The organism is Bacteroidota bacterium (assembly GCA_019637975.1).
In the GTDB taxonomy this organism is placed as follows: domain Bacteria; phylum Bacteroidota; class Ignavibacteria; order UBA10030; family UBA6906; genus CAADGV01.
In genome coordinates this window covers 58,123-84,694 of the sequence record JAHBUR010000013.1, presented here as the reverse complement: position 1 = coordinate 84,694, position 26,572 = coordinate 58,123, and the positions used below count along the sequence as shown (strand labels likewise).

General features: G+C 51.6%; 30 protein-coding genes. 14 read left to right on the top strand and 16 right to left on the bottom strand.

Annotated elements, in window-relative coordinates:
* Nucleotides 1-247: 247 nt before the first annotated feature.
* From feoB to KF749_09290, 4 genes are read right to left on the bottom strand one after another with little or no spacing between them, the layout of a single operon-like run.
* Nucleotides 248-2,362, bottom strand: coding sequence for a ferrous iron transport protein B (feoB, locus tag KF749_09305; protein ID MBX2991355.1), 2,115 nt, complete (start codon nucleotides 2,360-2,362; stop codon nucleotides 248-250).
* Nucleotides 2,359-2,601 (bottom strand): ferrous iron transport protein A, encoded by a 243-nt coding sequence (locus KF749_09300; GenBank protein MBX2991354.1) that lies wholly within the window; start codon nucleotides 2,599-2,601, stop codon nucleotides 2,359-2,361. Before KF749_09300 ends, feoB begins: the two co-directional genes overlap by 4 nt.
* 1 nt (nucleotide 2,602) lies before the next feature.
* Nucleotides 2,603-2,842, bottom strand: coding sequence for a ferrous iron transport protein A (locus KF749_09295; protein MBX2991353.1), 240 nt, complete (start codon nucleotides 2,840-2,842; stop codon nucleotides 2,603-2,605).
* Nucleotides 2,843-2,849: 7 nt separating this feature from the next.
* Entirely contained in the window at nucleotides 2,850-3,293 is a 444-nt protein-coding gene (locus KF749_09290; protein ID MBX2991352.1) for a transcriptional repressor, read from the bottom strand.
* 252 nt (nucleotides 3,294-3,545) lie between these two features.
* Here KF749_09290 and KF749_09285 point away from each other — a divergent pair, with 252 nt between their 5' ends.
* Both KF749_09285 and KF749_09280 read left to right on the top strand, forming a co-directional pair.
* On the top strand, nucleotides 3,546-4,655 hold the full coding sequence (locus tag KF749_09285) for a deoxyhypusine synthase (protein MBX2991351.1): 1,110 nt from the start codon (nucleotides 3,546-3,548) through the stop codon (nucleotides 4,653-4,655).
* Nucleotides 4,656-4,710: 55 nt separating this feature from the next.
* The gene (locus KF749_09280) at nucleotides 4,711-4,914 is read left to right on the top strand and encodes a histone H1 (GenBank protein ID MBX2991350.1); all 204 of its coding nucleotides are present in this window, start codon (nucleotides 4,711-4,713) and stop codon (nucleotides 4,912-4,914) included.
* 115 nt (nucleotides 4,915-5,029) lie between these two features.
* Here the strand turns inward: KF749_09280 and rpsU are convergent, their stop codons facing one another.
* Nucleotides 5,030-5,224: a 30S ribosomal protein S21 gene (rpsU, locus tag KF749_09275; GenBank protein MBX2991349.1), complete on the bottom strand. Its 195-nt coding sequence runs from the start codon at nucleotides 5,222-5,224 to the stop codon at nucleotides 5,030-5,032.
* 39 nt (nucleotides 5,225-5,263) lie between these two features.
* Entirely contained in the window at nucleotides 5,264-5,656 is a 393-nt protein-coding gene (locus KF749_09270; protein ID MBX2991348.1) for a hypothetical protein, read from the bottom strand.
* A 223-nt stretch (nucleotides 5,657-5,879) separates the two neighbouring features.
* Between KF749_09270 and KF749_09265 the strand changes: the two genes are divergently transcribed.
* The 7 genes from KF749_09265 to KF749_09235 are packed head-to-tail and all read left to right on the top strand — an operon-like array spanning nucleotide 5,880 to nucleotide 11,341.
* Nucleotides 5,880-6,305: a (deoxy)nucleoside triphosphate pyrophosphohydrolase gene (locus tag KF749_09265; GenBank protein MBX2991347.1), complete on the top strand. Its 426-nt coding sequence runs from the start codon at nucleotides 5,880-5,882 to the stop codon at nucleotides 6,303-6,305.
* Entirely contained in the window at nucleotides 6,280-7,200 is a 921-nt protein-coding gene (locus tag KF749_09260) for an A/G-specific adenine glycosylase (GenBank protein ID MBX2991346.1), read from the top strand. Before KF749_09265 ends, KF749_09260 begins: the two co-directional genes overlap by 26 nt.
* A 37-nt stretch (nucleotides 7,201-7,237) precedes the next feature.
* Entirely contained in the window at nucleotides 7,238-7,834 is a 597-nt protein-coding gene (locus KF749_09255; protein MBX2991345.1) for an N-glycosylase/DNA lyase, read from the top strand.
* A 37-nt stretch (nucleotides 7,835-7,871) separates the two neighbouring features.
* On the top strand, nucleotides 7,872-9,026 hold the full coding sequence (locus KF749_09250) for a saccharopine dehydrogenase NADP-binding domain-containing protein (protein ID MBX2991344.1): 1,155 nt from the start codon (nucleotides 7,872-7,874) through the stop codon (nucleotides 9,024-9,026).
* Nucleotides 9,026-9,175, top strand: coding sequence for a hypothetical protein (locus KF749_09245; protein ID MBX2991343.1), 150 nt, complete (start codon nucleotides 9,026-9,028; stop codon nucleotides 9,173-9,175). The genes KF749_09250 and KF749_09245 overlap by 1 nt, the downstream gene beginning before the upstream one ends.
* Before the next feature lie 28 nt (nucleotides 9,176-9,203).
* Nucleotides 9,204-9,701, top strand: coding sequence for a YajQ family cyclic di-GMP-binding protein (locus KF749_09240; GenBank protein MBX2991342.1), 498 nt, complete (start codon nucleotides 9,204-9,206; stop codon nucleotides 9,699-9,701).
* 17 nt (nucleotides 9,702-9,718) lie between these two features.
* Nucleotides 9,719-11,341 (top strand): N-acetylmuramoyl-L-alanine amidase, encoded by a 1,623-nt coding sequence (locus KF749_09235; GenBank protein ID MBX2991341.1) that lies wholly within the window; start codon nucleotides 9,719-9,721, stop codon nucleotides 11,339-11,341.
* 44 nt (nucleotides 11,342-11,385) lie between these two features.
* Here KF749_09235 and KF749_09230 read toward each other — a convergent pair whose 3' ends face one another.
* From KF749_09230 to KF749_09190, 9 genes are all read right to left on the bottom strand, one after another.
* Nucleotides 11,386-12,588: a hypothetical protein gene (locus KF749_09230; GenBank protein MBX2991340.1), complete on the bottom strand. Its 1,203-nt coding sequence runs from the start codon at nucleotides 12,586-12,588 to the stop codon at nucleotides 11,386-11,388.
* A complete protein-coding gene (locus KF749_09225) occupies nucleotides 12,563-12,988 on the bottom strand; it encodes a Rieske (2Fe-2S) protein (GenBank protein MBX2991339.1) in 426 nt (141 codons plus the stop codon). Before KF749_09225 ends, KF749_09230 begins: the two co-directional genes overlap by 26 nt.
* Nucleotides 12,988-14,256 (bottom strand): thiol oxidoreductase, encoded by a 1,269-nt coding sequence (locus tag KF749_09220; GenBank protein MBX2991338.1) that lies wholly within the window; start codon nucleotides 14,254-14,256, stop codon nucleotides 12,988-12,990. Before KF749_09220 ends, KF749_09225 begins: the two co-directional genes overlap by 1 nt.
* Nucleotides 14,253-15,683, bottom strand: coding sequence for a ferrous iron transporter B (locus KF749_09215; protein MBX2991337.1), 1,431 nt, complete (start codon nucleotides 15,681-15,683; stop codon nucleotides 14,253-14,255). The genes KF749_09220 and KF749_09215 overlap by 4 nt, the downstream gene beginning before the upstream one ends.
* Nucleotides 15,674-16,498, bottom strand: a complete 825-nt coding sequence (locus KF749_09210; GenBank protein MBX2991336.1) for a 50S ribosome-binding GTPase — start codon at nucleotides 16,496-16,498, stop codon at nucleotides 15,674-15,676. Before KF749_09210 ends, KF749_09215 begins: the two co-directional genes overlap by 10 nt.
* Nucleotides 16,495-17,541: a DtxR family transcriptional regulator gene (locus KF749_09205; GenBank protein ID MBX2991335.1), complete on the bottom strand. Its 1,047-nt coding sequence runs from the start codon at nucleotides 17,539-17,541 to the stop codon at nucleotides 16,495-16,497. The genes KF749_09210 and KF749_09205 overlap by 4 nt, the downstream gene beginning before the upstream one ends.
* Nucleotide 17,542: 1 nt before the next feature.
* Entirely contained in the window at nucleotides 17,543-18,196 is a 654-nt protein-coding gene (locus KF749_09200; GenBank protein MBX2991334.1) for a metal-dependent transcriptional regulator, read from the bottom strand.
* 132 nt (nucleotides 18,197-18,328) lie between these two features.
* Nucleotides 18,329-19,006 (bottom strand): hypothetical protein, encoded by a 678-nt coding sequence (locus KF749_09195; protein MBX2991333.1) that lies wholly within the window; start codon nucleotides 19,004-19,006, stop codon nucleotides 18,329-18,331.
* Between the two features lie 3 nt (nucleotides 19,007-19,009).
* Complete coding sequence (locus KF749_09190; protein ID MBX2991332.1) at nucleotides 19,010-20,386, bottom strand: MFS transporter; 1,377 nt, start codon at nucleotides 20,384-20,386, stop codon at nucleotides 19,010-19,012.
* A gap of 84 nt (nucleotides 20,387-20,470) precedes the next feature.
* Here KF749_09190 and KF749_09185 point away from each other — a divergent pair, with 84 nt between their 5' ends.
* The 5 genes from KF749_09185 (at nucleotide 20,471) to KF749_09165 (ending at nucleotide 25,709) form a co-directional block, all read left to right on the top strand.
* Entirely contained in the window at nucleotides 20,471-22,321 is a 1,851-nt protein-coding gene (locus KF749_09185) for a cyclomaltodextrinase N-terminal domain-containing protein (GenBank protein ID MBX2991331.1), read from the top strand.
* 31 nt (nucleotides 22,322-22,352) lie between these two features.
* Nucleotides 22,353-23,195: a transglutaminase family protein gene (locus KF749_09180; protein ID MBX2991330.1), complete on the top strand. Its 843-nt coding sequence runs from the start codon at nucleotides 22,353-22,355 to the stop codon at nucleotides 23,193-23,195.
* 93 nt (nucleotides 23,196-23,288) lie between these two features.
* Nucleotides 23,289-24,287 carry a TerC family protein gene (locus KF749_09175; GenBank protein MBX2991329.1) on the top strand — a complete coding sequence of 333 codons (999 nt, stop codon included), beginning with the start codon at nucleotides 23,289-23,291 and terminating at the stop codon, nucleotides 24,285-24,287.
* 114 nt (nucleotides 24,288-24,401) lie between these two features.
* Nucleotides 24,402-25,256, top strand: a complete 855-nt coding sequence (htpX, locus tag KF749_09170; protein ID MBX2991328.1) for a zinc metalloprotease HtpX — start codon at nucleotides 24,402-24,404, stop codon at nucleotides 25,254-25,256.
* A 207-nt stretch (nucleotides 25,257-25,463) separates the two neighbouring features.
* The gene (locus KF749_09165) at nucleotides 25,464-25,709 is read left to right on the top strand and encodes a DUF2442 domain-containing protein (protein ID MBX2991327.1); all 246 of its coding nucleotides are present in this window, start codon (nucleotides 25,464-25,466) and stop codon (nucleotides 25,707-25,709) included.
* Nucleotides 25,710-25,918: 209 nt separating this feature from the next.
* On the opposite strand, the gene KF749_09160 is transcribed toward KF749_09165, so the two are convergent.
* Nucleotides 25,919-26,470, bottom strand: a complete 552-nt coding sequence (locus KF749_09160) for a hypothetical protein (GenBank protein ID MBX2991326.1) — start codon at nucleotides 26,468-26,470, stop codon at nucleotides 25,919-25,921.
* Nucleotides 26,471-26,572 lie beyond the last annotated feature (102 nt).

Sequence of the window (26,572 nt, the reverse complement as noted above, 5' to 3'; positions counted from 1 at the left end):
GAGCGTGCTCATTTCCTCGCCAAAGGTATGATGAGCACGCTTTTTTGTTGATGAAAAGCGCTACGCGCTACGCTGTTGCCCAGCGGCAATTTCAGCCTTGATTTTTTCTAAGACATCCGATGAACACGAGCAACTCTGTCCGCATGCTCTCTGTTTCGCCTGCTGCCGTTTCCGCATCTCATGACGGACGAGAAGGAATGCTGTTGTTGCTACGATCATCAGCGATGTAAGTTGTTGCCAATCCATCTTATACTCCGAATCCCAAAAGCAAACCGACTCTGTACACGACAAACGTTACCGCATACGCAAGGGCCGTCATATAGCCGAGTTGGAACAGCGGCCACTTCCACGAGTTGGTTTCCCGCTTCAACACGGCAAGCGTCGACATGCATTGCATTGCGAGAACGTAGTATATCATCACGCAAATTGCCGTGAGGGCAGTCCACACCGGAAGGCCCGTTGCGGGATCAATGTCGGCTTTCATTTGTTGTTGGAGTGAGAGGGATTCGTCGTCGGAGTTTTGGATGTTGTAGATTGTTCCCATCGTACTCACGAACACTTCGCGCTGGAGCAGCGACGCAATGATTCCTATTCCAATCTTCCAATCAAATCCCAACGGCTTGATAACCGGTTCAATCAGTTGTCCCGCCTTTCCCACAAAACTGTGCTGCAATTGTTCGGCGGGCGTGACTCCTTCAACCCTCGGATATGTTGCGAGGAACCAGAGAATGATTGACACGCCGAGGATGATTGTGCCGGCGTTTTTCAAAAACAGTTTCGACCGCTCCCACATTTGCAGCAGAACCGATTTCAGCGAAGGCAACTTGTAGGGCGGAAGTTCCATGATAAAGAGCGGCGCCGCCCCGCGAAGCAATGTCTTCTTGAACAACCATGCCATACTGAGAGCCATCACAAGCCCGAGCAAATACATGGAAAGCAGAGTCAATGCCGGAAGCGAAAGAAAACCCAACACATGGTCATGAGGGATGAATGCCGCAATCAGCAGGGCATACACCGGCAACCGTGCACTGCAACTGACCAGCGGTGAGACAAGCATTGTGACGAGACGATCTTTCGGGCTTTCAATGGTTCGGGTTGCCATGATGCCGGGAATTGCGCAGGCGAATGAACTGAGCATGGGAATGAATGACTTGCCGTGCAGCCCGACTTTGCTCATGAGCCTGTCCATAATGAATGCAGCTCTCGCCATGTAGCCTGTATCTTCCAAAAGCCCGAGAAACAGGAAGAGAAAGAGAATCTGCGGCAGGAATGTTACAACGGCTGCAACGCCCGCGAGTCCGCCATTCACCAGAAGATCTTGCAGGTCGCCGGCAGGCATTGTTTCCTGAATCTCACTGCCAATCCAATCAAATCCTTCTCCGATAAGATCCATCGGAACAGTTGCCCAGGCAAAGATCGTCTGGAAAATCAGCGCCATCAGCCCGACAAAAATGATGAAGCCCCATATTCTATGAGTAAACACGCGGTCGAGCTTGTCGCTTGTGCTGATTGCAGTAGTCTGAGCCTGGGTTACTGCTTTCCCGCACACACTCTTGATCCATTCGTAGCGAGCCTCGACAACAACGGACAGACGGTCGATTCCCATAAAGTCGAGCCGCTCATGATCTTTCTTCACGTGGGCGAGAAGTTCCGGCGCAAACCGGTCGCGGTGTTCTTCAAGGGCTTCGGGAGAGGTAAGGAGAGCCAGGGCTTCTTCAAATGCTGCGTTTTCATTTAACTTGTGGTGTTGTTGCAGCAATCCAGCGAGTTCACCGCATTCTTCTTCAACGAGGGCGGGCATAAGCCACAGCCGCTTTTTTGCTCTTCGGAATTGGGCATTCGCGATGGCCTCTTTCAGTTCGCTGATGCCGATTCCTTTGTTCGCGATCGTTGCAACAATAGGGACTCCGAGTTCCTGTTCCAGCATCTTTACGCTTACTTCGATGCCGGCTTCCCCGGCAACATCAACCATATTCAACGCAACAATCACCGGAATGTGCCTGTCAAGAATCTGGCTTGCAAGATAGAGGTTCCGTTCGATGTTGCTTGCATCGACGACACAGACGATCACATCGGGAGTTTGTGTGTGATCGGCGCGACCGAGGAGGACGTCTGTTGCGATTTTCTCATCGGGCGACGTGGCATTCAGGCTGTAAGTGCCCGGCAAATCAAGAAGCGTTGCTTCGGAATTGTCGGCGAACGTAAGACGCCCCTCTTTCTTCTCGACCGTCACGCCGGGATAATTCCCGACCTTCTGTCGCAAACCGGTAAGCGCATTGAACAGGGTGGTTTTTCCGCAATTCGGATTGCCGATGAGGGCAACGTATCGCACACGAACCTGTTTGACGGTTTCAAATGTCATGACGGTTCCTTGTGGACCAGTACTGTCTCGGCTTCACGCTTTCGCAGGGAAAGACGGTATCCCTTTACCCTAACCTCAATCGGATCGCCCATCGGGGCATACCGAATCAACTCGATTGGTGTTCCTTTGGTCAGTCCCATTTCCATAAGTCGCTGGCGGACGCTTGAAGTCCTGGTGGTTATCCGGGCAATCGTGCCGCGTTCTCCGGGAGTTAACGTGTTGAGAGTTACTTCGTTCATATTATTCGAATGATGAAACCACAATCGAGCTTGCAACAAGCTGATTGAGCCCGATACGTGTGTTGCAAACTTCGCATATTATTGTGCCGCTCCCTTTGCTGACACAGCGAACAACTGCATTCTCGCAAAAGCCCATCTCGCGAAGCCGCATGCAGAAATCGGGTTGCGAATTCAGTTGCCGAATCCGGACTCGCTGTCCGATCGGAACATCTGTCAGTGAAAGATGGGTATTGTGGTGCATGATATCTTCAAACCTTCTTCGTGCATTTGGCGCATGTGCCAAAAATCTGAATTGTCGTACTCTGAATTTCAAACCCCTTGCCGTGCGCCATTTCTTCCTGAATCCGTTCAAGCCGGTCGCTTGTAAATTCGATGATATCACCGCAGTTCAGGCAGATCATATGGTGATGATGAGGGCGTCCGAACGCTTTTTCGTACCGTGATGTGTTTTCCGCGAATCTGTATTTCGAAACCAGACCGCACTCCTGCAACAGTTCAAGCGTATTGTACACAGTTGCCTTCGAAACCTTCACTCCGTTCGAAATGAGCCGATAGTACAGCGCCTCTACATCGAAGTGTCCTTGGCTTTGAAGGACAGCGTCAAGAACTGCAAACCGTTCCGGCGTTGCCCGAAGCTTACCATTCGATTTGAGATGTTTGGTAAGAATTTCGTGAGCCGCTTGAGTGTCCATTCAGGTCCTTATTTATAATTAGTCTAAATAAAAATAAGAAGAGGTTGATCATTTGTCAAGTGATATTTCCACATAATCGTGATTTTGTTTGCTGAAGCTCCCGCTTGGAACATGGATTTGGAACAACAAATAGGCACTCGTTTTGCGAATGCGAGAATCTTCTAAATTTGCAGAAATTCCTTGCATTCTTTTGCTGAATTCGTATATTTCTCCCAATGAAACTTAGATAAATCATCTAAACATTTTATTTCAATGAAATCTCGTAAGAGCAAGTTCTTGAGCGGAAAGAAGATTGTTCCCGCTCCCATTCCGAAGAATGTTCGGGTGGATGAACTTGTCGATACCTATTTCCAAGCGTATAATGCAGGAAGACTTCGTGAGGCGTGCAATCTCTTCGCCAAAAGAATGCTTGAGCCCGATGTCACAATTGGAATGAGTTTGACTGGAGCCCTTACGCCTGCAGGCTTGGGAGGTTCATGCATTGTTCCTCTTATCAAAGCGGGATTCGTTGATTGGATTGTAAGCACCGGCGCAAATCTCTACCACGACACGCATTTTGCAATCGGAAAAAGCCTCCATCGCGGTAACCCGTTCATTGATGATAGAGTCTTGAGAAAAGAAGGCGTTGTCCGGATTTACGACGTTCTCTTTGATTATGACGTTTTGCTGAGTACAGATGAGTATTTCAGGAAAATCATCAGGTATCAGGAATTTCAAAAGGAAATGGGCACAGCAGAGCTTCACTACAGGCTCGGTCGGTACATTGCCGAACGTGAGAAGATTTTAGGGATTAAGCATGCGAGCGTACTGGCTACTGCGTATCGCTGTGCTGTTCCTGTATATACATCTTCTCCCGGAGATAGTTCCATCGGGATGAATATCGCCGAAATTGAGCTATCGGGTAATGCTACGCGAATTGACCCTCTGCTTGATGTCAACGAAACTGCAGCCATTGTTCTCGATGCAAAACGAAGGGGGGGCAAGAGCGGCGTCTTGATTTTTGGAGGTGGATCTCCCAAGAATTTCATTCTACAAACCGAGCCGCAGATTCAGGAAGTTTTGAAAATCAATGAAAAAGGACATGATTTCTTCCTTCAAGTTACCGATGCGCGGCCTGATACCGGGGGCCTTTCAGGCGCAACACCGTCGGAAGCCGTAAGCTGGGGAAAAGTTGACCCCGATAGATTGCCGGACACTGTTGTTGCGTACGTTGACTCGACCATTGCGATGCCAATCATGACATCGTATGCCCTTGCAAAGAGAAAACCCCGCAAGGTACGACGTCTTTACGATAGACGAGAGGAACTGGTGGACAGCTTGCGGAAAGAGTATTTTAGAATGTTGCGAAGAACAAAGAAATAAACCAACAGCGAAGCAGAAGACTTCGCGATTCATAACCAACCAACAGGAGGCATAGATGAGCAGACTGCAGGAATTGCGGGACCTCGTGGACAGTTTCGAGAAGGACTTTGTCAAGTTCTACGACAAAGGCAACAAATCAGCCGGAACGAGGGTCCGAAAGCAAATGAACGAACTGAAGAAAAAGGCCCAGGAAATCCGCAAAGAAGTGCAGGATATCAAGGCGCAGGCGAAAACCGAAGAAGCAAGCCCCGCATCCTGACGCCATTAGGAAAGTACAGGAGAACCGACGCTTTTTAGACTGAGGTGGGATAGTCGAAAAGGGGGGAGTTTTCTGCCTGTAAACACAAAACCCGCCGTAAAGCGGGTTTTGTTGCTTATTCCTGTTCAGCAATGGTGCGCTGTGCGCGCCGTATTGCCTTTACCTTCTTCATTCTCTTCTTAACGGAGGGTTTGGTAAAGTAGGCTCTTTTCTTGAACTCCTTGAGTACGCCCGAGCGTTCATACTTCTTTTTGAAGCGCTTTAATGCGCGGTCAATCGGTTCATTCTCAGTTACTGAAATGCCGACCAAATCAATCACCTCCTTCGAAGTTTGTTGTGTACTTGTTGCTCAATCTTGACTGTCAAATCCATTTGTGAGGTTTTCGAGTAACCTCCGCTCGCCTAATCGCTGAAACGAAACAACGATCGCCGATCCACCACCCGATGTTTTTTCCTTGGAAATCACCTTCCCGAAATCATCCCATTCCGTGTGAAAAATTGCCTGTCCTATTGTGTAGGTATTGCTGGGATTGTAGTCCGAGCAATCAGCCCTTTCCGGCTTCTTTTTAGCGGCTTCTTCGCCCTTTTTGAGCTCGTTCACATCAACCAGTATGGCGTGCCTGCAACGGGCACATCTGTACCACGTTCTGTCGGGTTGATTTTCGACTGCTCCGACAAGTTCCATTTTTGTGACGCGCTCGCAATGAGCACAGAAATGGGAAATGCTCTTTCCCCGTGCCATGGTGCCTCCTCGATCGTACTGAAAACGAAACTGAAGTCTCTAGTTTCTGCGCCGGGAAAAACTCGGATAGGCAGGCTTTGCGACGAATTCAAGTTCAATTTACCTGATTTCAAGGATGAAGTCAAGGCAACAGAAAATTCGTGTTTAGCGCAGAAGCTCGCAGCGAAAGCCGGCATGATTCCCTTCTTTGGCGTTCTCTGTACTTTTTCGTACCTTCTTGCCAATGAAAGAAGTCGCTGTTGGAATTATTCTGAAGAACGGGCTCGTGCTCGCATGCCAGCGTAAGCGGAATACGAAGTACGGGCTGAAATGGGAATTTCCCGGAGGAAAGCTTGAGCCCGGCGAAACTCCAGAATATGCTCTCAAACGGGAACTGCTCGAGGAGCTTGCCATTGAGGTTTCGATTGATTCGGAATTTCACAGACAAGAATGGATATACACCGAAGGCACGGACAACCCCCGGCGCGACGGATCCTTTCGGGTGTTCTATTTCTTGATTCGAATTTTTTCCGGCACGCCTGAGAACAGAGCCTTTGAACAAATTGCCTGGAAACATCCGCACGAATTGCTGGCAATGGACATTCTCGAGGGAAACCGCGAGGCCGTCGAACGTCTCGTGAACTATGCGGAAAACCAACAAACAGCATAACATCGTCAAATCCCTTCTCGCGTGGTACACACGTCACGGCAGAACCTTCCCCTGGCGCGGCATCTCCGACCCGTACCGCATCCTCGTCTCTGAAATTATGTTGCAGCAAACTCAGGCAAGCCGTGTTCTGGATAAGTATCCCGAATTCCTCAACCGTTTTCCCTCCCTCCGATCGCTTGCAACGGCCACACAGCGCGATGTCGTCATCGCATGGAAAGGTATGGGCTACAACAACCGCGCCGTTCGGCTGCACCGGCTTACCCGGATCGTCTTGAGTGAGTATAAGGGAAGAATTCCGGAAGACTACGATTCGCTGATTGCCTTGCCCGGTATCGGAAGGTATACGGCAAACGCAATCCTTTCTTCTGCTTTCGGCCAGCGTTGTGCAATTGTTGACGTGAACGTGCAACGGGTTCTTTCGAGAATATTCTGGAAGATGGACTCGCTACGCAAAATGCGGGCCGCCACAGAAATCTGGCAACTCGCCGAAAAACTGCTCCCTCGCAACGACGTCTATAACTGGAATCAGGCGTTGATGGATTTCGGGGCAACTGTATGCACGTCACGAAAACCGGACTGCATCAAGTGTCCTGTCGGGCAAGCGTGTGCTTCAAAGAAGCTCATGACCGGAACGACGGTTTTCAAACGCAAACCCGGCAAGCAGATTGACGGAATACCGAACCGCCTGCATCGGGGCAAGGTTATCCAGCATTTACGAAACCTGAATAGCGGTCGAAGCATCCGTGCCGATGCTCTTGGGAGGAAAATCCTCCACAACTTCTCACAACGAAACAAGAAGAGGTTTGCCGACCTTCTGCTCGGGTTGGAGAAAGATGGCCTGATTCGATTAAGAGGAAAAGGAATCCTCACCACGCGCAGAGTCACTCTTGCGTAAAAGAACAAGGTCGTACACCGGCATTCATGATCTCAGAATGCACTACGAACACCACAGAGAGACAATCCGTCAACGGCTGAATGGCTTTGCCTCCGTCACGCCCGACGAGTATTTCTATGAGCTGGTGTACTGCCTGCTCACGCCGCAATCCAGTGCAGTAAATGCCGGAAAGACTGTCGAGGCTTTGAGGGCCGATGGTTTTCCCGAGAAGGACATTGATGTTGCATCGGTTCTGTTTCGCAAGCAGCATTACATCCGCTTTCATAACACGAAAGCAAAGCGCCTGATGGAACTGAAAGCAATGCAGGGAGAGATCCTCGCTGCACTCTCTAACCGCATGCCTGCGGACGACCTTCGCAAATGGCTGGTGAAGAACGTAAAGGGACTCGGCTGGAAAGAGGCGTCACATTTTCTCCGGAATATCGGTCACCGCAATCTGGCGATTCTGGACAGGCATATTCTGAAGAATCTCAAATACCATGGCGTCATCCGTTCGATGCCCGCAACTCTCACCGCAAAACGTTATCTTGATATAGAAAGAAAGTTCAAGGCATTCGCCGATAGCATAAACATATCGATGGATGAGTTGGACTTGTTGTTTTGGAGCAACGAAACAGGGCAGATTCTAAAGTAGCATGCTTCCGTTTCGCGGCACAGCTCGAGGAACGTTCATGAAATACACCATAATCGGCGCCGGTATGATGGGAAGCGCCGCAGCATACGATCTTGCAAAACGAAATCCGGACGATGAAATCGTTCTTGCCGATATTAACATCCAACAAGCACGCTCGGCCGCAATGGCAATCGGCGACAATGTGACGCCTGTTCGGGTTGACGTTAACAGTTCACGTGAAGTCGGCAAACTCATTGAGGGAAGCGGAGCCGTAATCAGCGCCGTTACCTACTCCGTCAACTATCAGATGACGAAGGCGGCAATCGAGGCGGGCGTTCCGATGTGCGACCTCGGCGGCAACAACGATGTTGTCGAACGGCAACTCAGTCTTGATGCGGCTGCAAAAGAGAAGGACATTACGGTTGTTCCCAACTGCGGGCTCGCGCCCGGGCTGATCAACATTCTTGCAATGGAAGGGACGAGGGAATTTGAGCAACTCGATTCGATTCACCTCCGCGTTGGCGGACTTCCCCAACGTCCGCGTCCGCCACTCTACTATCAGATCGTTTTTTCGGTCGAAGGCCTCATCAACGAGTATGTCGAAAAGGCGACAGTCATCAGGGACGGGAAAACAGAACTCATCGATCCGATGTCGGGCTTGGAAGACATTGAGTTTCCCGAACCGTTTGGCACGCTGGAAGCCTTCAACACCTCCGGCGGACTTTCCACGCTGACGCAGTTGCTTGACGGGAAAGTCAACAATCTCGATTACAAAACAATCCGCTATAAAGGGCATTGCGAGAAATTCAAGACCTTGCTCGACCTCGGGTTCGCAACGTCGGAACCGATGATGGTGGGCGGAAGCGTCAAAACCAACAGGGAGTTCTTCGCCGACCTGTTGCGCAAGAAACTTGACTACGGCGACAAAGATGTTGTGCTGGCCCGCGCAACAATCTCGGGCCGGACGGCAACGGCGGCGAAAACGCTTGTGTATGAGTTCGTGGATTATTATGATGATGCAGGAAAGATGACAGCCATGATGCGCACAACGGCGTTTCCGACATCCATTGTGGCGCAAATGCTTGCGCACGGAATCATCACCGAGCGCGGTGTATGCGTGCCGGAAGTATGCGTGCCGGGCAAAATCATGATCGATGAACTTGGCAAGCGGAATATCAACATCACAAAGAAGGTCACGGAGGTATGGAGCTGATGATGTATCCTCTCTCGGTTCAGATAACTACGCGTGACTCGGTTGCGCAGCGCGAGGTGCAGCAGAGCTATGTACTTCAAACAAACAGCCCGCGGTGGGAATTGCTTAAGATTTTTGTCCACGCACTGTTCAGCCTGAAGTTCCGATAAAACCAGTTCGACAACCGGGATTCGACTTATGGCAGACACGTTTTCGTTCGACATCGTTTCAGAAGTGAATATGCAGGAGGTGGATAACGCCTTGCATCAGGCGCGCAAGGAGATCATTCAGCGGTACGATTTCAAGGACTCGAAGAGTTCCATCGAGTTGAATCAAAAGGACAAGCTACTCACCGTGATCTCTGACGACGATTTCAAGCTGAAAAGCGTTATCGACATTCTCCAAAATAAGCTCATCAAACGCAGCGTACCGGTGAAAGCCCTCGACTACGGGCCTGTTGAGCCGGCGGCGGGCAGCACAGTCCGGCAAATTATCAAACTCCGCATCGGCATCAACAAGGAAGACGCCAAGCTGATCGTCAAGATGATCAAGGATACCAAGCTCAAGGTGCAGGCGCAAATCATGGATGACCAGGTACGGGTGAGCGGCAAGAACAAGGATGACCTGCAGGCCGTGATGAAGATGATTCGGGAGGCCGATCTGAAGTTCGCTACGCAATTCACCAACTATCGATAGGGCGGATGAAGGAGCCGATGAGTTCGGGGGAACGCGCGACGTATCGACTTGCTATATCGGTGAACATACTGCTTCGCATCACTGTCCTGTCAATGGTACTTTCCTCCGCTGTATCCGCCCAGGATCACAGTCTTTCACTCGTACATGAAAGCAACCCTTCGCGTAAACTGCGGATAACCGGTATCGTCCACAACGGACTTACGTTCGCATCGGTGAACGACATTGCGCAGGCGCTTTCTATCCGATCTGTCGTAAATCGGGAGGAGCAGTCCCTTTCCGTTGCAACAACCCCGCCGGTCGTATTCTTTGACGACAACCCGTTTGTTGCCACGACAAATCAATCGGGAAGAAAAACGGCAATTCAACTTGCGGCGGGTGTTCGGGTTGTGCAAAACGAGTTCTTCATTCCTATTGCATCGAGCGCCCCCTTCTTTGCGCAACTGTTCGGAGCGCCCGCACGATTTGACGTCACGTCCGGTTCTATCCGTCTCGAAAAGCCGCTTCGCCCGCCGTCGCCATTCGATATCTCATCACTCGCAATTGATGTCAAAGCAAACGGGATAATTATTCGCGTTTCCTCGACAAAGTCTCTTCCTGTGTTTGAAGGTCTTCTCAACAAAGAAGGCTGGTATTACCTGACTGTCTCCAATGCACGGGCCGACGTTGCCGCATTAAACAGAACAAAACCGGCCGGCGCAATCAAGAAGATCATCGCTCAGCAATTTCAAACATCCGTCCAGATTGCGTTCAAACTGGAGGGGGAGTTTTCGTCCTCGAAAGTTGAAAAGGACGGATTGTCGAACGACTTGTTGATTACCCTGCGATCACTGTCCGATGAGACGCTTGTTGCTATTGAAGAGAAGAAGAGACAGCCTGTAAACACTGAGCTTGAACGTTTTCGCAAAAAATACGAATTGGATGTGATCGTCCTCGACGCCGGGCACGGCGGGCGCGACCCGGGGGCAATCGGTGTGACGGGAACGAAAGAAAAGGATGTTACGCTCGGCATCGTACTGAAGTTGGAGAAACTCATCAAGCGCAATCTGAAGGGCGTGAGAGTCGAGTTGACGAGGGATGATGACACGTTTGTCGAGCTTGACAAACGCGGACGTATCGCGAACGAGCGGGGCGGAAAGTTGTTCATCAGCGTACATGCCAACTCAATGCCCCGCAAGCCGCATCCGAACCGCGGATTTGAAGTATATCTCCTGCGTCCGGGCAGAACAGACGAGGCAATCGCCATTGCCGAGCGGGAGAACTCCGTTATCACACTGGAAGAGGGATACGAGGAGAGATACAAACACCTGACCGACGAGAATTTTATTCTCGTCACGATGGCACAATCGGCTCATATGCGTGCAAGCGAGAGATTTGCCGAGCTTGCAACGCAAGAGATGAACAAGCATCTCGACATCCCAAACCATGGCGTGAAGCAGGCGGGATTTCTCGTGCTTGTCGGCTCCGCGATGCCGAACGTTCTCGTCGAAACGGCATATCTTTCCAATAGAGAAGACGAAAAACTCCTTCGCAGTGAATCAGGACAGGAGAGGATTGCTAATGCGCTATTCAACGCGATCAAACGGTATAAGGTGGAGTACGAGAAATTGTTGATGGAAGGCAAGGAACTGGGTCAGAAGTGAAACCCCCGGCATCTCTCCGAACCGGGCCACAACGGAATTCGACCTTAGAAATACGTTGCAACGCCGAACTGGATCACGGCGGAACGCTCCATATTGTTGATCCGGTCGAACATCCAGTTGTGCTGGTAGTCCAATTTGATGACTGTGTCCGGAACAAGGCGAAGGTTGACGCCAACCGACAGACGATGCGTGTCGTCTCCCCGGAGTTCTGCGTCGAGATCAACATAGTCGTACCGGGCTCCGACTGCAAGAACGGAATTCGGGAATTGGGGTATAATGCCGCTCAGCACGTTGTACAGTGCTTGGCCGTAGTAACCCTGTTGTCTGGCCGCGAACATCCCGTTGAGGGAGGCGGGAATGTCAATACGTGCCCGCGCATACTCCCCGGCAATTTCGAGATCACCAATCTGCCAGTGTAAATCAATTGCAGCAATAGTAAGGCCCCGTTTGTCGTCAACGATAAGCCCTTCCTCCTTGAACGTGTTGTACAATCCCGAGTGCAGCGAAACGCCGAGTTCAAGTCCGAATTCCGGCAGCCACGCGACACGTCCGACAAATGCGGGACTTCCGTTGTTATCCTCATCGAAAGCAGAGGGGCGGCCGGCGGGAATCGACGTCCCTTCTCCGCCAAGAAGCACATCATCGTTCAGTCCGTTCACCAGATACGCTTCGTACGTGAGCCTGTGTTCGGCAGAGGGATACACCGACCCGAAGAGCCCGAGGCCTGCTTCGGAAAACGTCGAGGGGATAATCGCTGTTGATACAAGCGGCCTGTCCGTAAACGGGTTGCCCGGGCTGTCGTGTGCCAGGTTGAATTTGCCAAGGGGCGAGAGGAGGATGCCGCCGCGAAGATTCAGCGCTTCGTGAAACTCAATATCAATAAGTGCCACTTCCAGTTTGATCTCTTCTGTGCCGTGTTCAAATTCCAATTCCGACGTGAGTTTGACGAAAGGCGCAATGGCGGAATAGAGAAAGATGTTGAACCGCCTCGCTTCAAACGACACATTCTCATGAATGCCCTCCACCCACTCCGACCGTACCATTGTCTCCGCATACCCGCCGATCGCAATGCGTGATGAGGGACGGAAGAGGTAGGGACGGTCATAGATTCCTCCCTTCACCATCGGAGGCGGCATTGTTGTGTCTTGACCGGGCGAGTTCTCTGGACAACAGAATGCGAACGTCAGAAGCATCAAGCAGAATCTTGTCAGTCTCATATCATCAACCCAGATGAATTTCAATAGCATTTTCACGCCTCCGCACCTCGAATGCATTGAGCGGATCAGGGGCCGGACCCCGCAACACGTTGCCGCGCAAATTGTATTCGGAGCCGTGGCAGGGACATTCGAACTTCGTGGGCAGTTTCCGTACTTCACAGCCGGAGTGGGAACAGGTGCTGAGGATCGCATGCAGTTCATTTCTTTCTCCCTCGAACACAATAATCGGATTGGCGAACCGATCAACGTAGACTTTGGCGAAGCTGCCGGGCGTTGCCAAATCGGGAAGCGCAGAAACAGGAATCGTTACCTTCCCCCTCTCGGCGATGGCATGCACCACGCGACCCGATGCACAATGTTGAAGCAACGCAGCTACCGGCGCAACCAACACGGCGGTGCCCGCCACACGCAGGAATGTGTTTCTATCCATTACAGTGATCTTAGAAAGGCAATCAAGGCGTCCTGATCAGCCGGCGACAACTGGAGAAAGGCTATGCGCGATCCGTTTGCTTCGCCTTTATGCAGGTCAATTACCACCCGCAAATCGGATGTGCGGCCGTCGTGAAGATAAAACGGCGTTCCGCCCAAAACATTCTCCACAATTCCCAGCCCCCACAGCGGTGTTGTGCGCCACTCCACGCCCGACGCCTCGCCTTCGATGAAATTGTCGGCGAGGTCGGGGCCCATATCGTGCAGAAGAAGATCGGAATAGAGATGGACTGGACGGTGGCTGAGCGCTGCAACAGGGTGAGGCCCGGTCATCATCACCGGAACGTGGCACGATACGCACTTAATCGTGCGAAACAACTGCTCACCCCGCTGAACGGCAGGGTCGCGTTCATTCCTTCGCATCGCCGGCCGCAGAGTTTGCAGGTAGAACACCACATCGTGCACCGTCACAGCAGCAACTTCGGGATCGGGAACAGGATCGCCGCCGGGTCCGATGGACGGATGGAAGTTCTCCTCCGGAAGAAAATCGGAGGTGATGCCCATATCCTGATGGTATGCCACTACAGTTTGGTGCAGAAGATTGATGCTGCCTGCCTTTCGGCCGAAACGGCCAAGGTACTTGCCGTTGTGCGGCCCGGGACCGAGTCCGAGGAAATCGGGCGCCGCGATAACGTTCGGGCGCCCGGAAATGCCGTCGCCATCCAAGTCGTTCGGGTCTGCATTGGCAAGTATGGTCTGATCCGGGATGGCCTCGATCAATCCAAGTCCTGTTACAATGGGCCCTCCGCGCACGGAGATGGCGTTTGCATGGCTCGGAATCGTCTCCGCCGGATAACCGGGCATGCTGCGCTGCTGCAGCTGCGGCCCACCGAACTCGGCAAGAGGATCAAACTGCCCGTTGCCGAGGTTCACGCCGAAGCGAGTCAAGTTGACGCGCGGATGCCCGCGCCCGTCGCCCACATGGCAACGCTCGCACGACGCTTCGTTAAACAACGGCCCGAGACCCGTGTTGAACGTAAACACTTCACTGAATGCCTTGTCGCCGCGTACAAAAACGGCGCGTTGTGCATTTGTCAAGCCATCAATCGGACCTTCGAATACCTCGGACTCTTCCGGTGCTTTCGTCAGCAAGTGGTCGCAGCTGACAATGATTGTCGAAAGGATGCATGCTGCCACAATCAAGTAGTTAAACGTCCTCATACCGTTACCTTGAACAACACGTCGGTCAGGATTTCCTTGTACGGTCATATTCCTGTTATCCTCCAGATCTGTGCAACGAAGAAACACAGGGTCAATCCCATGACAATCGGCATGACAGCCGAAACGATAGTCCACTTCATGTTTCCTGTTTCTTTGTAGATGGTGTAGAGGGTTGTCGAACAAGGGTTGTGAATCAGACTGAAGAGCATAAGATTGACAGCAGTAAGCAACGTCCATCCCCCCGCCTGAAACACCGACAGGTATTGAAGGTTATCCTCAAGCTCAAACAGTACACCCGTACCCTCGCCGTAGCCCGAAACGCCTGTGCTTGCCACCGTGAGCATGAGTATTGTCGGGATGACGATTTCGTTTGCGGGGATTGCAATAATGTACGCAAGGAGAATGACACCGTTCAATCCAATGAGCAACCCGAACGGATTCAGCCAGTTGATGGCGTGCTGCGCAATACTCAACTCTCCGATGAAGATATTGGAAATAAGCCAGATTACCGCGCCGGCCGGAACGGCAAACACCACTGCCCTCCACAGAACGAGAATTGTCCGATCAATCAGAGAGGTATAGAGAGTTCTGAGGACCTGAGGTGGCCGGTAGGGTGGAAGCTCGAGACTGAACGTCGATGCCTCACCCTTCAGCATCGTTTTTGAGAGAAACCATGATGTCAGAAATGTCAGCGCTACGCCTAAAAGCGCAACCGCGACCACTGCCGAGGCGGAAAGAAATCCGCTGAGAGCTGCAGGCGCGAGGGCGCCGATGAACAGCGTCGCAATCAAAATCTGTGTCGGCCAGCGTCCGTTGCAGAGTGAGAAGTTGTTCGTAATGATTGCGATGAGCCGCTCGCGAGGACTGTCAATGATACGCGTTGAAATGATGCCGGCCGCGTTGCATCCGTATCCCATGCTCATGGAAAGCGCCTGCTTGCCGTGTGCCCCAGCCTTGCGGAATAGATGATCAAGGTTGAACGCAACCCGGGGCAAGTACCCGAAATCCTCAAGTAAGGTGAACAGGGGAAAGAAAATCGCCATCGGCGGCAGCATAACACTCACGACCCACGCAGCCGCAAGATACACGCCATCGAACAGGAAGCCGGAGAGCCACCAGGGCATGCTCATGGTTTCACCCAACGAGCGTAGAGCAGGATGGACGGTATCAAGCAACAGTGAAGCGAGAAGTGCCGAGGGAACATTGGCCCCGGCGATTGTCAGCCAGAACACAACCATTAACAAAAGAATCATAATGGGCAAGCCCGTCCATCGGCCTGTGAGCAGCTTATCGAGTGTTCTGTCCCAGTTGAATCGTCCCGGCGTGTCGGATCGTGTAACAACACGATCGGCTATTCGCGAAGCTTCCGTGTACAGGGATTCCATAAGGGAATCATGAAAGTTCTCCCCCACTTCCCAACGGAGGTTTCCCGCCTTAACCAGAATATCATCATGCGAAGTGGCGTTCATGACCATACTCCTTCCGCAACGTTCCCTTTTGCATGCGCTGTGAGGCGCAGAATGCCGGCGATTTCTCCTGTTCTTACGGCATCAATAATCCGTTCATCTCCCTCAAGCAGCCTGAGCGCGACCCAACGGGCGTTCGTCAGGGCCGGGAATCTCGAGTGTAAAGATTCCGCCAGATTGCTTATCGCCTTTTCAAGATGAGGAGCGTGTTTGACGATGCGTTTTGGTTTCGGTACCACCGTGCCGGTGGCAACGTCATGAATAGTGCGCAGAAGCTCTTGAACTCCGGTGCCGCGCCGTGCAGCCGCGGGAACAACGGGAACGCCAAGATCCTTGGCAAGAGTCCGTTCGGCAACCGTAATACCGAGCCGTTGAGCTTCATCAATGAGATTCAGGCAAACAATTGCGCGGTCGGTAATTTCCAGAACTTGTAATGCAAGATTGAGATTCCGCTCAAGCCGCGTGGCATCAACAACAATCACTGTTACATCGGGCTGCCCGAAGAGAATGAAATTTCGCGCCACTTCTTCGTCTGTGCTTGTAGAAAGAAGCGAGTACGTTCCGGGAAGATCGACAAGCTTGTATCTCTTTTCGGAATACGAGAATGCCCCCTCGGCCCTCGTGACTGTTTTTCCGGGCCAGTTCCCGGTGTGCTGCCGCAAGCCTGTGAGAGCGTTGAATACCGTACTCTTGCCGGTATTCGGATTTCCCGCAAGCGCAACAACATAGTCCGTCCCTTCAAGATTGATGCCGAGTTTCACAAGATTGGCGACATTGTGCGCAGGGCAGGTTTCACACGGGCTTCCTGATTGAGTTTGCTTCATGCTCCACTATCTCCATTTCGTTCAATTTGTATCATGCGTGCCTGGTTTTTGCGCAAGGCAATCAATGCACCGCGCACACTGTATGCCGTCGGGTCACCGGCGACATTGCGCATTTCGGCTGTCACCAAAGTGCCGGGAAGAATTCCGAGATCCATCAACCGTCGCCGTTGCTGGCCGCGGCATTCGCGGGCAATGCGCGCCACGCGTGCACTCTCGCCGATATGGAGATCCGCAAGCGTGGCTTCCGCCTTCCCCGCTCGTTTTACACGGCCAACAGGAACCACGGCAACGTTTGCCGCGACAATCGGAGCAAGTACGTTCTCAACTCCCTCCACCTCCAGTTGTATCTTGTTCTTGTCAATACTGATCATGCGAAGATGAACGCCGGGATGAATACCTTGGGCGACAAGCTGGGCGTAAACGGCGTTTGGTTCATCCTCAATGTGGACAACTTCCGCGTATTGATGCGGATGCAGTTGTGTCAGGGTCATTCCGCGCCGTTCCGGTAATTCACCCGCGGCAGTCGGAATCGGATCGCCATGCGGATCGAACGACGGATTTCCCATCTGAATCGCAAGCGCATCGGCTTGATCGGCGGTGAGAATATGCTCCTTTTCCTCGGCGTGATAGTGCCATTCGGTTTCGCTGAGACCGGTTTCATCGGCAAGATATCTCTCCCACAGTCTGTGCATGCGAATGACCCGTAGCGCATACGCCCTTCCGTCTTCTGTGAGAGTCAACATCTCTCCCTCCGAGCGGAGCAAGTTGAGTTCCTCGAGCCTCTCCAGCAGGCGGGCGACTTCATCGCCGGAGATTGAAAGCGCGCCCGCAACACTTTTGTGTGTTGCTGTCAGTTGTTTGTACTCGCAATCGTACAGATGTTTGAGCGCATCCTCTATGCGGACGCGTCGCGTATTCTGCAGCGAACGTCTCCAACGCGGCCACACACCGGAGTCGGGCCAGAACACAATGGCGAGTATCGCAATGGCAGCACCGGCCCACATGAGGGCATAGGCAGGATTGATCATAGGTTCTGATTCCATTTCATACCCGCTCGACGAAAATCGAATCGGCAACCTGCCTGCTGACGAAGTGTTCTTTCTTGCCAATCTTCACCATCAACGATCCGTCAAACGGCATTTTCTGTTTTACGGTGATTCTGCCGTTGAGCGAAACGCCGAGTGACGCCGCGTGCTGCAAAATGGCAGAATCCTCGTCGCTCACACGCATAACGCGGACAACATCACCCGCCTCGTGTGCCGCAAGAGCTGTACAGGTTCTGTTCGATAGCTTTCCGTCGGCGGTCGGTATTTCATCGCCGTGCGGATCGATGGCGGGATGCCCCAACGCCGTATCAATGGCATGCTCAAGCTCGGCCGACGTTACGTGTTCAAGCCGCTCCGCTTCGTCATGCACTTTGTCCCACGAGTAGCCGAGAAACTCAACAAGGAACATTTCCCACAATCGATGGCGGCGCAAAATTCCCAGCGCCATCTTCATCCCTCGTTGTGTCAACTCAACTCCTTGATATCGTTCGTAGTGCAGCAGTCCTTTGTCCGACAGCTTCTTGATCATGTCGGTGATCGAGGCATCGGCGACGCCGAGTTGACTGGCAAGTGCGGAAGTTGTGGCCTTTTCGCCCCGGACTTCAAGCTTGTAGATGGCTTTAATGTAATCTTCAGTACTTATCGTAGACATATCTCAAAATCATTTTAGATAAACCTAAATATCAATTTATAGATATCTAACTGAATGTCAAGTAGATTTTCTCGGAGGATGAAAATCATTCGAAACAGTTCGCTTTTAGGGTTTTTTCAGGAGAGGTGGGTACTACCTGTCTTGGTCTTTCTTCTCAAATATCTCGTCGGGCAAGCCGCTGTTGATGCGGTAATCAGAGTAGCGGATTTGGATTGTTCCTTGACGGGGAGCGAAGGAGGGGCGACGTTGCTGAACGTCATCGGACGTTGATGCTTCAGAGGTATCGACGGTAAGCGTTGCCGTAAGGCGGACGGGAAGCCAATATCCTTCCAGCTTCTCATATTCAAACTCTGTTTGAATGCTTCTTCCGCCCTGTTGCATAGATGAGATCCCCAGCACCGTCCAATTTACAGGTCTAACAGTAACGAGCATTCGGGCGTTCGTCTTGCGGGTTTTTGGTTTGAGGGTAAGAACAAACACTTCATTCTCCGCTTTCACCGCTTCCACATCGTAACGCGATGAAAGGCTGCCGGGGGAAAAACTTAATCCCTCTTTCGGCAACAAGGCAAACCCCTCCGAATCGAAATGGACTTTGTCCGGTTGCTTGAAGTACATTGTTGCTTTCATCTGCGGTACTTTCAGCCGCTCGAGATCTACTTTGGCTTCGAGGGAAACGGTGTAGTCCTGAATCCCTGCGAAGTTCGCCTCAACGTTCTTCAGTATGGCTTCGCCGGAGAGGTGCGGGAGTGTTTGGCCCTGCATGAAACTCACGGCAAGCAAAACAAGAAACGTCGTTGCAGCATAGCGCATGATTTACGAAGCCGCCCTCTCTGATCGTTCGACAAAGAAATTGTATATCCACATCAATACTGCACCTGCAACGCCGACACCGATCATGGCAAACCAAATAAGCTCGGGCGTTCCCGCAGCTTTGGAAGTTTCATACAACCATCCGCCGAACGGATCACCGACGAATCGGGCGATGGCGATCGGCAGGAAGGCATAGCCCTGATACAAACCCTGCTGGCCGGGAGGCGCAATTTCAGAAATGTATTCGTAGTAACGCGGAGCCTGGATCATCTCGCCGATGGCGAATGCAACGATTCCCGCGGCGATGGTCGGAATGCTCGGATAAATTCCGATGATCACCCAGATGAGACTCGAAATCGCAAAGCCCATCACAATCGCTGTTCGCGTAGGAACATTCTTCGTCAACCTGTTGAGCGGAATTTGAAAGAGAATGATCGCCCCGGCTCCCGCCCACGATTGCACAATCTCGTACGGCGCATCTTTGTCAATGTAGTCGGTGATGTAGTACGGAACGATGATGAATTCCTGCCAGAAGATAATCCAGTACAAGGAATAGATAAGCAGGAAGATCATGAACTTGACATTTCCCAACACGACAAACAGGTTGGAAATCTTCTTGCCCAACGTTTCGTGCACGACTTCCCCCTTCCCGGCAACTTCTTTGTAGAGGAAGATGTTCACAACAAGCATCGCAAAACAACTCAATGCGGAGACAAGGTAGACGAACTCATTGCCGAAACTGTCGCGCACAAGATACGCGATCGTCGGTCCGAGCATTGCTCCGATATTCACAAGCCAATAATAGATGGCAAAACCAAGGGACTTTGTCTCTTCGTTGGAAGTAACCGCAACCGTGCCCAATACCGCCGGCTTGATGAAAGAGCCGCCGAAAGCAGTCAGAATCAGAAACGAAAGCAACAGCCAGTATGTCGGAAGCCCGTCATATACTCCTGCAAATGCATCCATGCCGAGCGAGCCGATAAGAAAGTAGCCGAGGCCGAGAATGGAAAACGCCACATTGAACGCCCGCCGGAATCCCCATTTGTCGGCAAGCGTTCCGGCAAGAATTGGCAGCAGGTAAATCAATCCTCCGAAAATGCCCGAGAGAGTCCCTGCTTCCGATTCTGAGAACCCCAGTTTGTTGCGGACATACACCATGAACACAATCTGCTGGCCGTAATACGCAAGCCGCTCGAACAACTCCATGCCGTTCGCCACCCAAAATGTCGGATGGAATTTTCTGTACACGCCGTTTAACCATTCTGAAAAAGCCAAGGGAACTCCTTCGTTGTTGGTTTGCTGGTTACGTGAGTTTGGTGTGTCCCGGGATTTGCGGGTACGGGACTGAAGTGGCTCCACACAAGTTAGCAAAAAGCGCATGAATATCAATCATTCATCTTGCGGTAGGAGGAATGATTGGCTATTTTGAAACACATTTTCCATACGCCATTCTTACAAACTACTATGAAGAAATCGCTTCTGGTTGCTCTGGCGTTCTGCGCCTTGCATCTCTCTTTTGCGCAGACGCCCGTTGTCACCAAGATAGAACCCCCGAATTGGTGGGCGGGAATGAAGACAAACATCCTCCAACTCATGATATATGGGGAGAATTTGAAAGATGTGGGCGTCACAAGCTCATCACCCGGTATCAGGATATTGAAGGTTCATGAGATTGAGAATCCCTCGTACGCTTTTGTGGATATAGAAATCCGGCGCAACGCTACACCGGGAAATTATGGTTTGCGTTTTCGTTCGGGAAGCGGAGAAGTACGCGTCTCATTCCCCCTCCTGCAGCGCCGGAATTCAGACGACGGGCATAACGGCTTTGATCAATCCGACGTCATCTATCTCATCGTTCCCGACCGCTTTGCAAATGGCGATGCCTCCAACGATAATATTTCCGGAATGTCCGACACGCTGAATCGCAACGAGCCGTACGGCAGGCACGGCGGCGATCTGCAGGGTATCATCAACAAACTTGATTACCTGCAGGATTTAGGCGTTACGGCATTGTGGCTGACGCCGGTTGTGGAAAATAACGTACGCGCATCAAGCTATCACGGATATGCTGCAACGGATTTGTATAGAATAGACCGGCGCTTCGGCAGCAACGAACTGTACCGGACATTCGTGCAGGAAGCGCATACGCGGAACCTCAAAGTGATTATGGATCACGTGAATAATCACATCAGCATCAGTCATCCGTGGATTCAAAATCTCCCGACGCCCGATTGGCTGAACGGCTCTCCCGACAATCATCTCAAATCCTATCACTCGAAAGCCGAGCTCACCGACTTGTACAGCGACTCGCTCACGAAACAAAAAGCGACACACGGCTGGTTTACGCCCTACATGCCCGACATGAACCAGAAGAATTCTTCCGTCGCCCGGTATCTGACCCAAAGTACAATTTGGTGGATTGAATACAGCGGCATCGACGGCATTCGTGAAGACACGTATCCGTACATCGATCCGGAATTTCGGGCGAGGTGGTGCAGAACGATTCTCGATGAATATCCGCGCTTCAATATTGTGGGAGAAGTATGGATTCAGGATCCCGTCTATCTTGCGCCGTACCAACGGAAATCATTCTTCCCCAAGCCATTGGATCCGCAACTGCCGGCCATTACTGATTTCGGATTGTTCGACGCATTCATGAAGGCATTTGCCGATTCGGCGGGAAAGATCGAACACATATTCAATTGCCTGACGAAAGATTTTCTTTTCCCCGATCCCGGCAATCTTGTCACCTTCCTCGACAACCACGACATCCGGCGCATCATGTTCAACGTGAACGGCGACACAAGGAGATTTCAGATGGCAATGACATTGCTGCTGACAACGCGAGGGATTCCACAGATTTTGTACGGAACCGAACTTGGCATGAAAGGCGGACCCGATCACGGGCGACTGCGTGCTGATTTTCCGGGAGGATTTCCGGGTGATACGCAAAATGCATTTACAGAGGAGGAAAGAACGGAAACGGAAACCGACATCTTCAATTTCACGAAACGCTTGCTGCACATTCGCAAAGCACACCCCGTTCTTCAAACAGGAAAACTCATTCACTTCAAACCGACGAACGAAGTGTATGTGTATTTCAGAATTCTGAAGAATGAACGGCTGATGGTTGTCATCAACAACAATCGCGACAAGCAAACCGTCGATCTATCGCCGTTCGAACATCAACTTGTCGATGTAGTCCGGTTGCGGGATATGCTTTCGGGAAATGAGTTCGACCTGAGTGCCGGGAAATCAATCACGCTCGATGGAATGTCGGCCGGAATTTTCGAAATTGTGAAGGAAATGGAATAAGCCCGCGCAAGCTGGTCGGAAAATTCGTATCTTGCTTACAGAGAATATGAATACGCCGGACATACGCCAACTTCCTGCTCTTATCCGCTTGCTCGAAGATGAATCTCTCCGCGAAGTCGTTATCGCGCAACTATCATTGTTCGGCGACTCGCTTGAAGATGAGATCGGGCGGCAGGGAATCGCGCTCAACGCGACAAACGCTTTGTTGATTCGTCCGCTCTTGACTCACTATCGTGTCTGGCTGAAGGAACAATGGGGGAGCTGGCAGGAAAAGAAAACCGAGAACGAACGCCTCGAATCCGCCCTCGATTTGATCGCCCGGTTTCAGTTCGGCAGATTATATCCGGCCAAGCTGAGAACGCTTCTCGACAATCTCGCCGATGAATACGATGCGCGCTATACGCGTCGCGATGCTCTCGACCTTGCTGAATTCCTTTTTCAGGGATACGGCCTGGGCGGCGTTGAATCTGACGACTACTACAATCCGCTGAACAGTAATCTCGTGTACGTCATCGAGCAGAAGCGCGGCATTCCCATCAGTCTTGCGTGCGTGTACATGCTGGTGGGCGACAGATTGGGACTGAAGATTGAAGGCTGCAACTTCCCCGGGCACTTTCTTGCGGTGGCTTCGATCCGGCAGGAGAAGGTTCTTGTTGATTGCTATAACGGGGGAAAGACGATCAGCAAGGAGGCACTTGCCAACGCGAAAGCGAAATTGTCCGGTTTCGACATTCTGCGATTGAAATGCACAACCGGCATGATCGTCGCCCGGGTGTTGCACAACCTTGTTGCAGAATACGAAACAACCGGGGATGTAGAATCTGCCAGCATCATGAAAGAATTGCTGCACTCTTTCGAGGCTGTTCGTGCTTGAAACTTCTTCCGGAACTCACTTCCCCTCCTCTTCTGTTGTAATCTCGAAACCCGTCCCTCTCACAATTCAGGATACTGTGTGACCCTTTTTCCGATTGCCGAGTATTGGTGGTTCTATGCCGCCTTTACCGGTTTTGTTCTCCTCTTGCTGGCACTTGACCTCGGCGTTTTCCATCGCAAGGCGCATGCTGTTTCGTTCAAGGAGGCGGCGACATGGAGTGTCGTGTGGGTTGTGCTGTCGCTGGCGTTTAACTACGCGTTCTACATGTATGCCGGCTGGAAATTCCAAATAGACGAACGCCTGCTCGCCATTCCCGGGTTCGATCCTCAACGGGCGGCGGAGCAGGTCGGCCTTGAGTTCTTGACGGGATATATCATTGAAAAATCTCTTTCGGTGGACAACATTTTCGTGTTCGTCGTTGTCTTCACCTACTTCGCCATCCCGGCGATGTACCAGCACCGGATTTTGTTTTACGGAATCATTGGCGCGTTGATTTTCCGTGCCATTTTCATTGCGATGGGTTCCGTTCTGATTGAGTATGAATGGGTCGTGATTCTGTTCGGCGTGTTTCTGATCGGAACGGGAATCAAGATGATGTTCGCGCCGGAGAAGAACATCGAGCCGAACAAGAATCCGCTGATCCGTCTCTTTAAGAAATTCGTCCCCGTTACGCAGGAACTGCACGGACAGAAATTCTTTCTCCGCTTGAACGGCGTAATGCACGCAACGCCGCTGTTCATCACGCTCCTGTTTGTCGAACTGACCGACATCATCTTTGCGGTGGATTCGGTTCCCGCAATCTTTGCCATAACCAAAGAGCCGATGATCGTCTTCACTTCCAACGTCTTTGCCATTCTCGGCTTACGCGCCATGTATTTCATGCTTGCCGGGGCGGTGGAGAAATTCCATCTGCTCAAATACGGGTTGGCCATCGTGCTGATTTTTGTCGGATTGAAGATGGTGTGGCTCAACGAATTATTCGGCGGGAAATTCCCGATTGAGATTTCGTTGGGATTCATTGCGGGCGTGATTGCGCTGTCGATCATTCTCTCGCTTCTTTTTCCGAAGAAAGAAACAGATGCGAAAGAGTGAGTGACCATCGGTTAACAGCAGATTTCTAGCGGGAACAAATTGCCTGCACAATGCTGTTTGTAGCTATAGATTTTAACCTTTTTATCGAAAACCAATGCAATAGATGGAGAAGAAATGAACAACCTGAAAACACTGCTGCTGATGACGGTTATGACCGTCCTGCTGATTTTCATTGGAAATCTTTTGGGCGGGCAAGGCGGAATGATCATCGCATTTATTATTGCCGCGGCGATGAACTTTGGCTCATACTGGTTCAGCGACAAGATTGTGCTAAAGATGTACAAAGCGCAGGAACTCACCCGCGAGCAGGCGCCCGATTTGTTTTACATGACTGAAGAAATGACACGCCGCGCCGGCTTGCCGATGCCGAAGCTGTATCTGATTCCCGGCGAACAGCCGAACGCATTCGCAACGGGACGCGACCCCGAACACGCGGCCGTTGCCGTTACCGAGGGGATTATGCGATTGCTGCCGCGGGATGAGTTGAAAGGCGTTATCGGGCACGAGCTTGCACACGTGAAGCATCGCGACATCCTCATCGGTTCGATTGCCGCGACGATGGCGGGCGCCATCAGCATGATTGCAAACATGGCGCAATGGGCGATGATTTTCGGCGGCGGTCGGCATTCCGACGACAGGGAGGGGAGCCCGATTGCAGGCATCGTAATGATGATTGTCGCGCCGATTGCCGCAATGCTGATTCAGATGGCGATCTCGCGCTCACGCGAATATCTGGCGGACAAAGGTGGGGCGGAAATGGCGGGCAACCCCCGCTCGCTCGCCAACGCGTTACGCAGACTTCATGCAGGGACAAAACAAATTCCGATGGATGCATCACCTGCAACGGCGCACATGTTCATCGTCAACCCGCTGACGGGGGGCGGACTCGCGAGTCTCTTCAGCACCCACCCGCCGATGGAAGAACGTGTGAAACGTCTTGAGGCGATGTCAAGCGGCAGAGTGATTTAGCAGAAGGAAAGACCAGAGATGTGCAGAAGCCCCGCCGGTTGCGGCGGGGCTTTCGTGTTTTTGACGAGAGGTATTCACTTGCGGTCGCTGAGCCTGCCCGGCCTGCAAGGCGGTTTGCGCCGGTGATGAAATTCCCTTACAATTATTATGCGCGTAATCAGTCGGTTTAGAGAACCTCTGAAGAAATTTCCCCGTTGGAGTAATCGTATGATACCGAGAATAGTTGAAGCCCGCTACGTTGATGGATACACCATTTGGCTCAAATTCAACGATGGCACCGAAGGAGAAATTGATCTCAAGAACGAACTGTGGGGGCCAATCTTTGAGCCTTTGAACGATCTCAATCTGTTTCGCCGGTTTACCGTCCACCCTGAACTCCACACAATTGTTTGGGAGAATGGGGCTGACTTCTCACCCGAATTCCTCCACTCCTGCGTGCGCGCAACCGTCTAACTGCAAGGAAGGGTATGTAACATGTCAAAGCCCCGTCGGCTTGCGGCGGGGCTTTTGTGTTTTACAAAGGTGGTGTTTACTCTCGGTCGTCACGGCAGATATGATGTATCTTCGCGCCGTGACGACATCGGAGTCTTGCACAAATTGCTGTCACGGACACCGAAAAGACATATCAGCCCTGATAGCCCAGAAAAAGTGAAAGATATGGATCACGCCCTGAAAGACTCATCAGAGCCGATCACGAATACTTCATCGAGGAATGGCTTTTCCCAAGCGAAACCCGCAGTGATCTTGCCACCTTTTGCATAATGAAGGTTCCAACCAGCCCAAGGCTCAAGACCCTTTGCGAAGTGTTCTTTTGCCGTGTTTACAGTCCTTGCAACAAACTCTCCTTCCGACCCCTTGAATGTGAGCCCTTCTAGGAGAAGTGTGGCTCCGGACTTGGAGCACAGAGTAAGACTGCGAAGACTCATATCCGTCTGAGACGGTGACTGTATGAGGTACTCCCGAAGCGACATACGAGCCTTCTTGCGTCTTACCTTTCTCCGTGAGTTTTCTCGGCTTGTTTCTCGCCGTTCAATTATGCGCTCTGTTGTTGAAAGAGCACGAGACATAATTTCTTGGAGACTCTCAAAATCTGCTACAATTACTTCGAGTTGTGCCTTGATGGTTCTCACTTCGGCCATCGTGAGTTGTTCCAAATGTCTCTGCCAAGGCTCGTTCCCATTGATGATAAGATTGATGATTTCATCTCGAGTCATAATCGTTTCAATGTATTGCCAGAAATTTTGTCGCTGTGCCCAGCCTCAATCTCTTGCTGCCAAAGTACCCATCCTACTTCTCCGCGAATTGTCCAAATTGTG

Bases quoted from the DNA above. Each gene is read 5' to 3' on its own strand.
- feoB (MBX2991355.1), bottom strand. From the start codon at position 2,362: ATGACATTTGAAACCGTCAAACAGGTTCGTGTGCGATACGTTGCCCTC.
- KF749_09300 (MBX2991354.1), bottom strand. From the start codon at position 2,601: ATGAACGAAGTAACTCTCAACACGTTAACTCCCGGAGAACGCGGCACG.
- KF749_09295 (MBX2991353.1), bottom strand. From the start codon at position 2,842: ATGCACCACAATACCCATCTTTCACTGACAGATGTTCCGATCGGACAG.
- KF749_09290 (MBX2991352.1), bottom strand. From the start codon at position 3,293: ATGGACACTCAAGCGGCTCACGAAATTCTTACCAAACATCTCAAATCG.
- KF749_09285 (MBX2991351.1), top strand. From the start codon at position 3,546: ATGAAATCTCGTAAGAGCAAGTTCTTGAGCGGAAAGAAGATTGTTCCC.
- KF749_09280 (MBX2991350.1), top strand. From the start codon at position 4,711: ATGAGCAGACTGCAGGAATTGCGGGACCTCGTGGACAGTTTCGAGAAG.
- KF749_09270 (MBX2991348.1), bottom strand. From the start codon at position 5,656: ATGGCACGGGGAAAGAGCATTTCCCATTTCTGTGCTCATTGCGAGCGC.
- KF749_09265 (MBX2991347.1), top strand. From the start codon at position 5,880: ATGAAAGAAGTCGCTGTTGGAATTATTCTGAAGAACGGGCTCGTGCTC.
- KF749_09260 (MBX2991346.1), top strand. From the start codon at position 6,280: ATGCGGAAAACCAACAAACAGCATAACATCGTCAAATCCCTTCTCGCG.
- KF749_09255 (MBX2991345.1), top strand. From the start codon at position 7,238: ATGCACTACGAACACCACAGAGAGACAATCCGTCAACGGCTGAATGGC.
- KF749_09250 (MBX2991344.1), top strand. From the start codon at position 7,872: ATGAAATACACCATAATCGGCGCCGGTATGATGGGAAGCGCCGCAGCA.
- KF749_09245 (MBX2991343.1), top strand. From the start codon at position 9,026: ATGATGTATCCTCTCTCGGTTCAGATAACTACGCGTGACTCGGTTGCG.
- KF749_09240 (MBX2991342.1), top strand. From the start codon at position 9,204: ATGGCAGACACGTTTTCGTTCGACATCGTTTCAGAAGTGAATATGCAG.
- KF749_09235 (MBX2991341.1), top strand. From the start codon at position 9,719: ATGAGTTCGGGGGAACGCGCGACGTATCGACTTGCTATATCGGTGAAC.
- KF749_09230 (MBX2991340.1), bottom strand. From the start codon at position 12,588: ATGCTATTGAAATTCATCTGGGTTGATGATATGAGACTGACAAGATTC.
- KF749_09225 (MBX2991339.1), bottom strand. From the start codon at position 12,988: ATGGATAGAAACACATTCCTGCGTGTGGCGGGCACCGCCGTGTTGGTT.
- KF749_09220 (MBX2991338.1), bottom strand. From the start codon at position 14,256: ATGACCGTACAAGGAAATCCTGACCGACGTGTTGTTCAAGGTAACGGT.
- KF749_09215 (MBX2991337.1), bottom strand. From the start codon at position 15,683: ATGGTCATGAACGCCACTTCGCATGATGATATTCTGGTTAAGGCGGGA.
- KF749_09210 (MBX2991336.1), bottom strand. From the start codon at position 16,498: ATGAAGCAAACTCAATCAGGAAGCCCGTGTGAAACCTGCCCTGCGCAC.
- KF749_09205 (MBX2991335.1), bottom strand. From the start codon at position 17,541: ATGGAATCAGAACCTATGATCAATCCTGCCTATGCCCTCATGTGGGCC.
- KF749_09200 (MBX2991334.1), bottom strand. From the start codon at position 18,196: ATGTCTACGATAAGTACTGAAGATTACATTAAAGCCATCTACAAGCTT.
- KF749_09195 (MBX2991333.1), bottom strand. From the start codon at position 19,006: ATGCGCTATGCTGCAACGACGTTTCTTGTTTTGCTTGCCGTGAGTTTC.
- KF749_09190 (MBX2991332.1), bottom strand. From the start codon at position 20,386: ATGCGCTTTTTGCTAACTTGTGTGGAGCCACTTCAGTCCCGTACCCGC.
- KF749_09185 (MBX2991331.1), top strand. From the start codon at position 20,471: ATGAAGAAATCGCTTCTGGTTGCTCTGGCGTTCTGCGCCTTGCATCTC.
- htpX (MBX2991328.1), top strand. From the start codon at position 24,402: ATGAACAACCTGAAAACACTGCTGCTGATGACGGTTATGACCGTCCTG.
- KF749_09165 (MBX2991327.1), top strand. From the start codon at position 25,464: ATGATACCGAGAATAGTTGAAGCCCGCTACGTTGATGGATACACCATT.
- KF749_09160 (MBX2991326.1), bottom strand. From the start codon at position 26,470: ATGACTCGAGATGAAATCATCAATCTTATCATCAATGGGAACGAGCCT.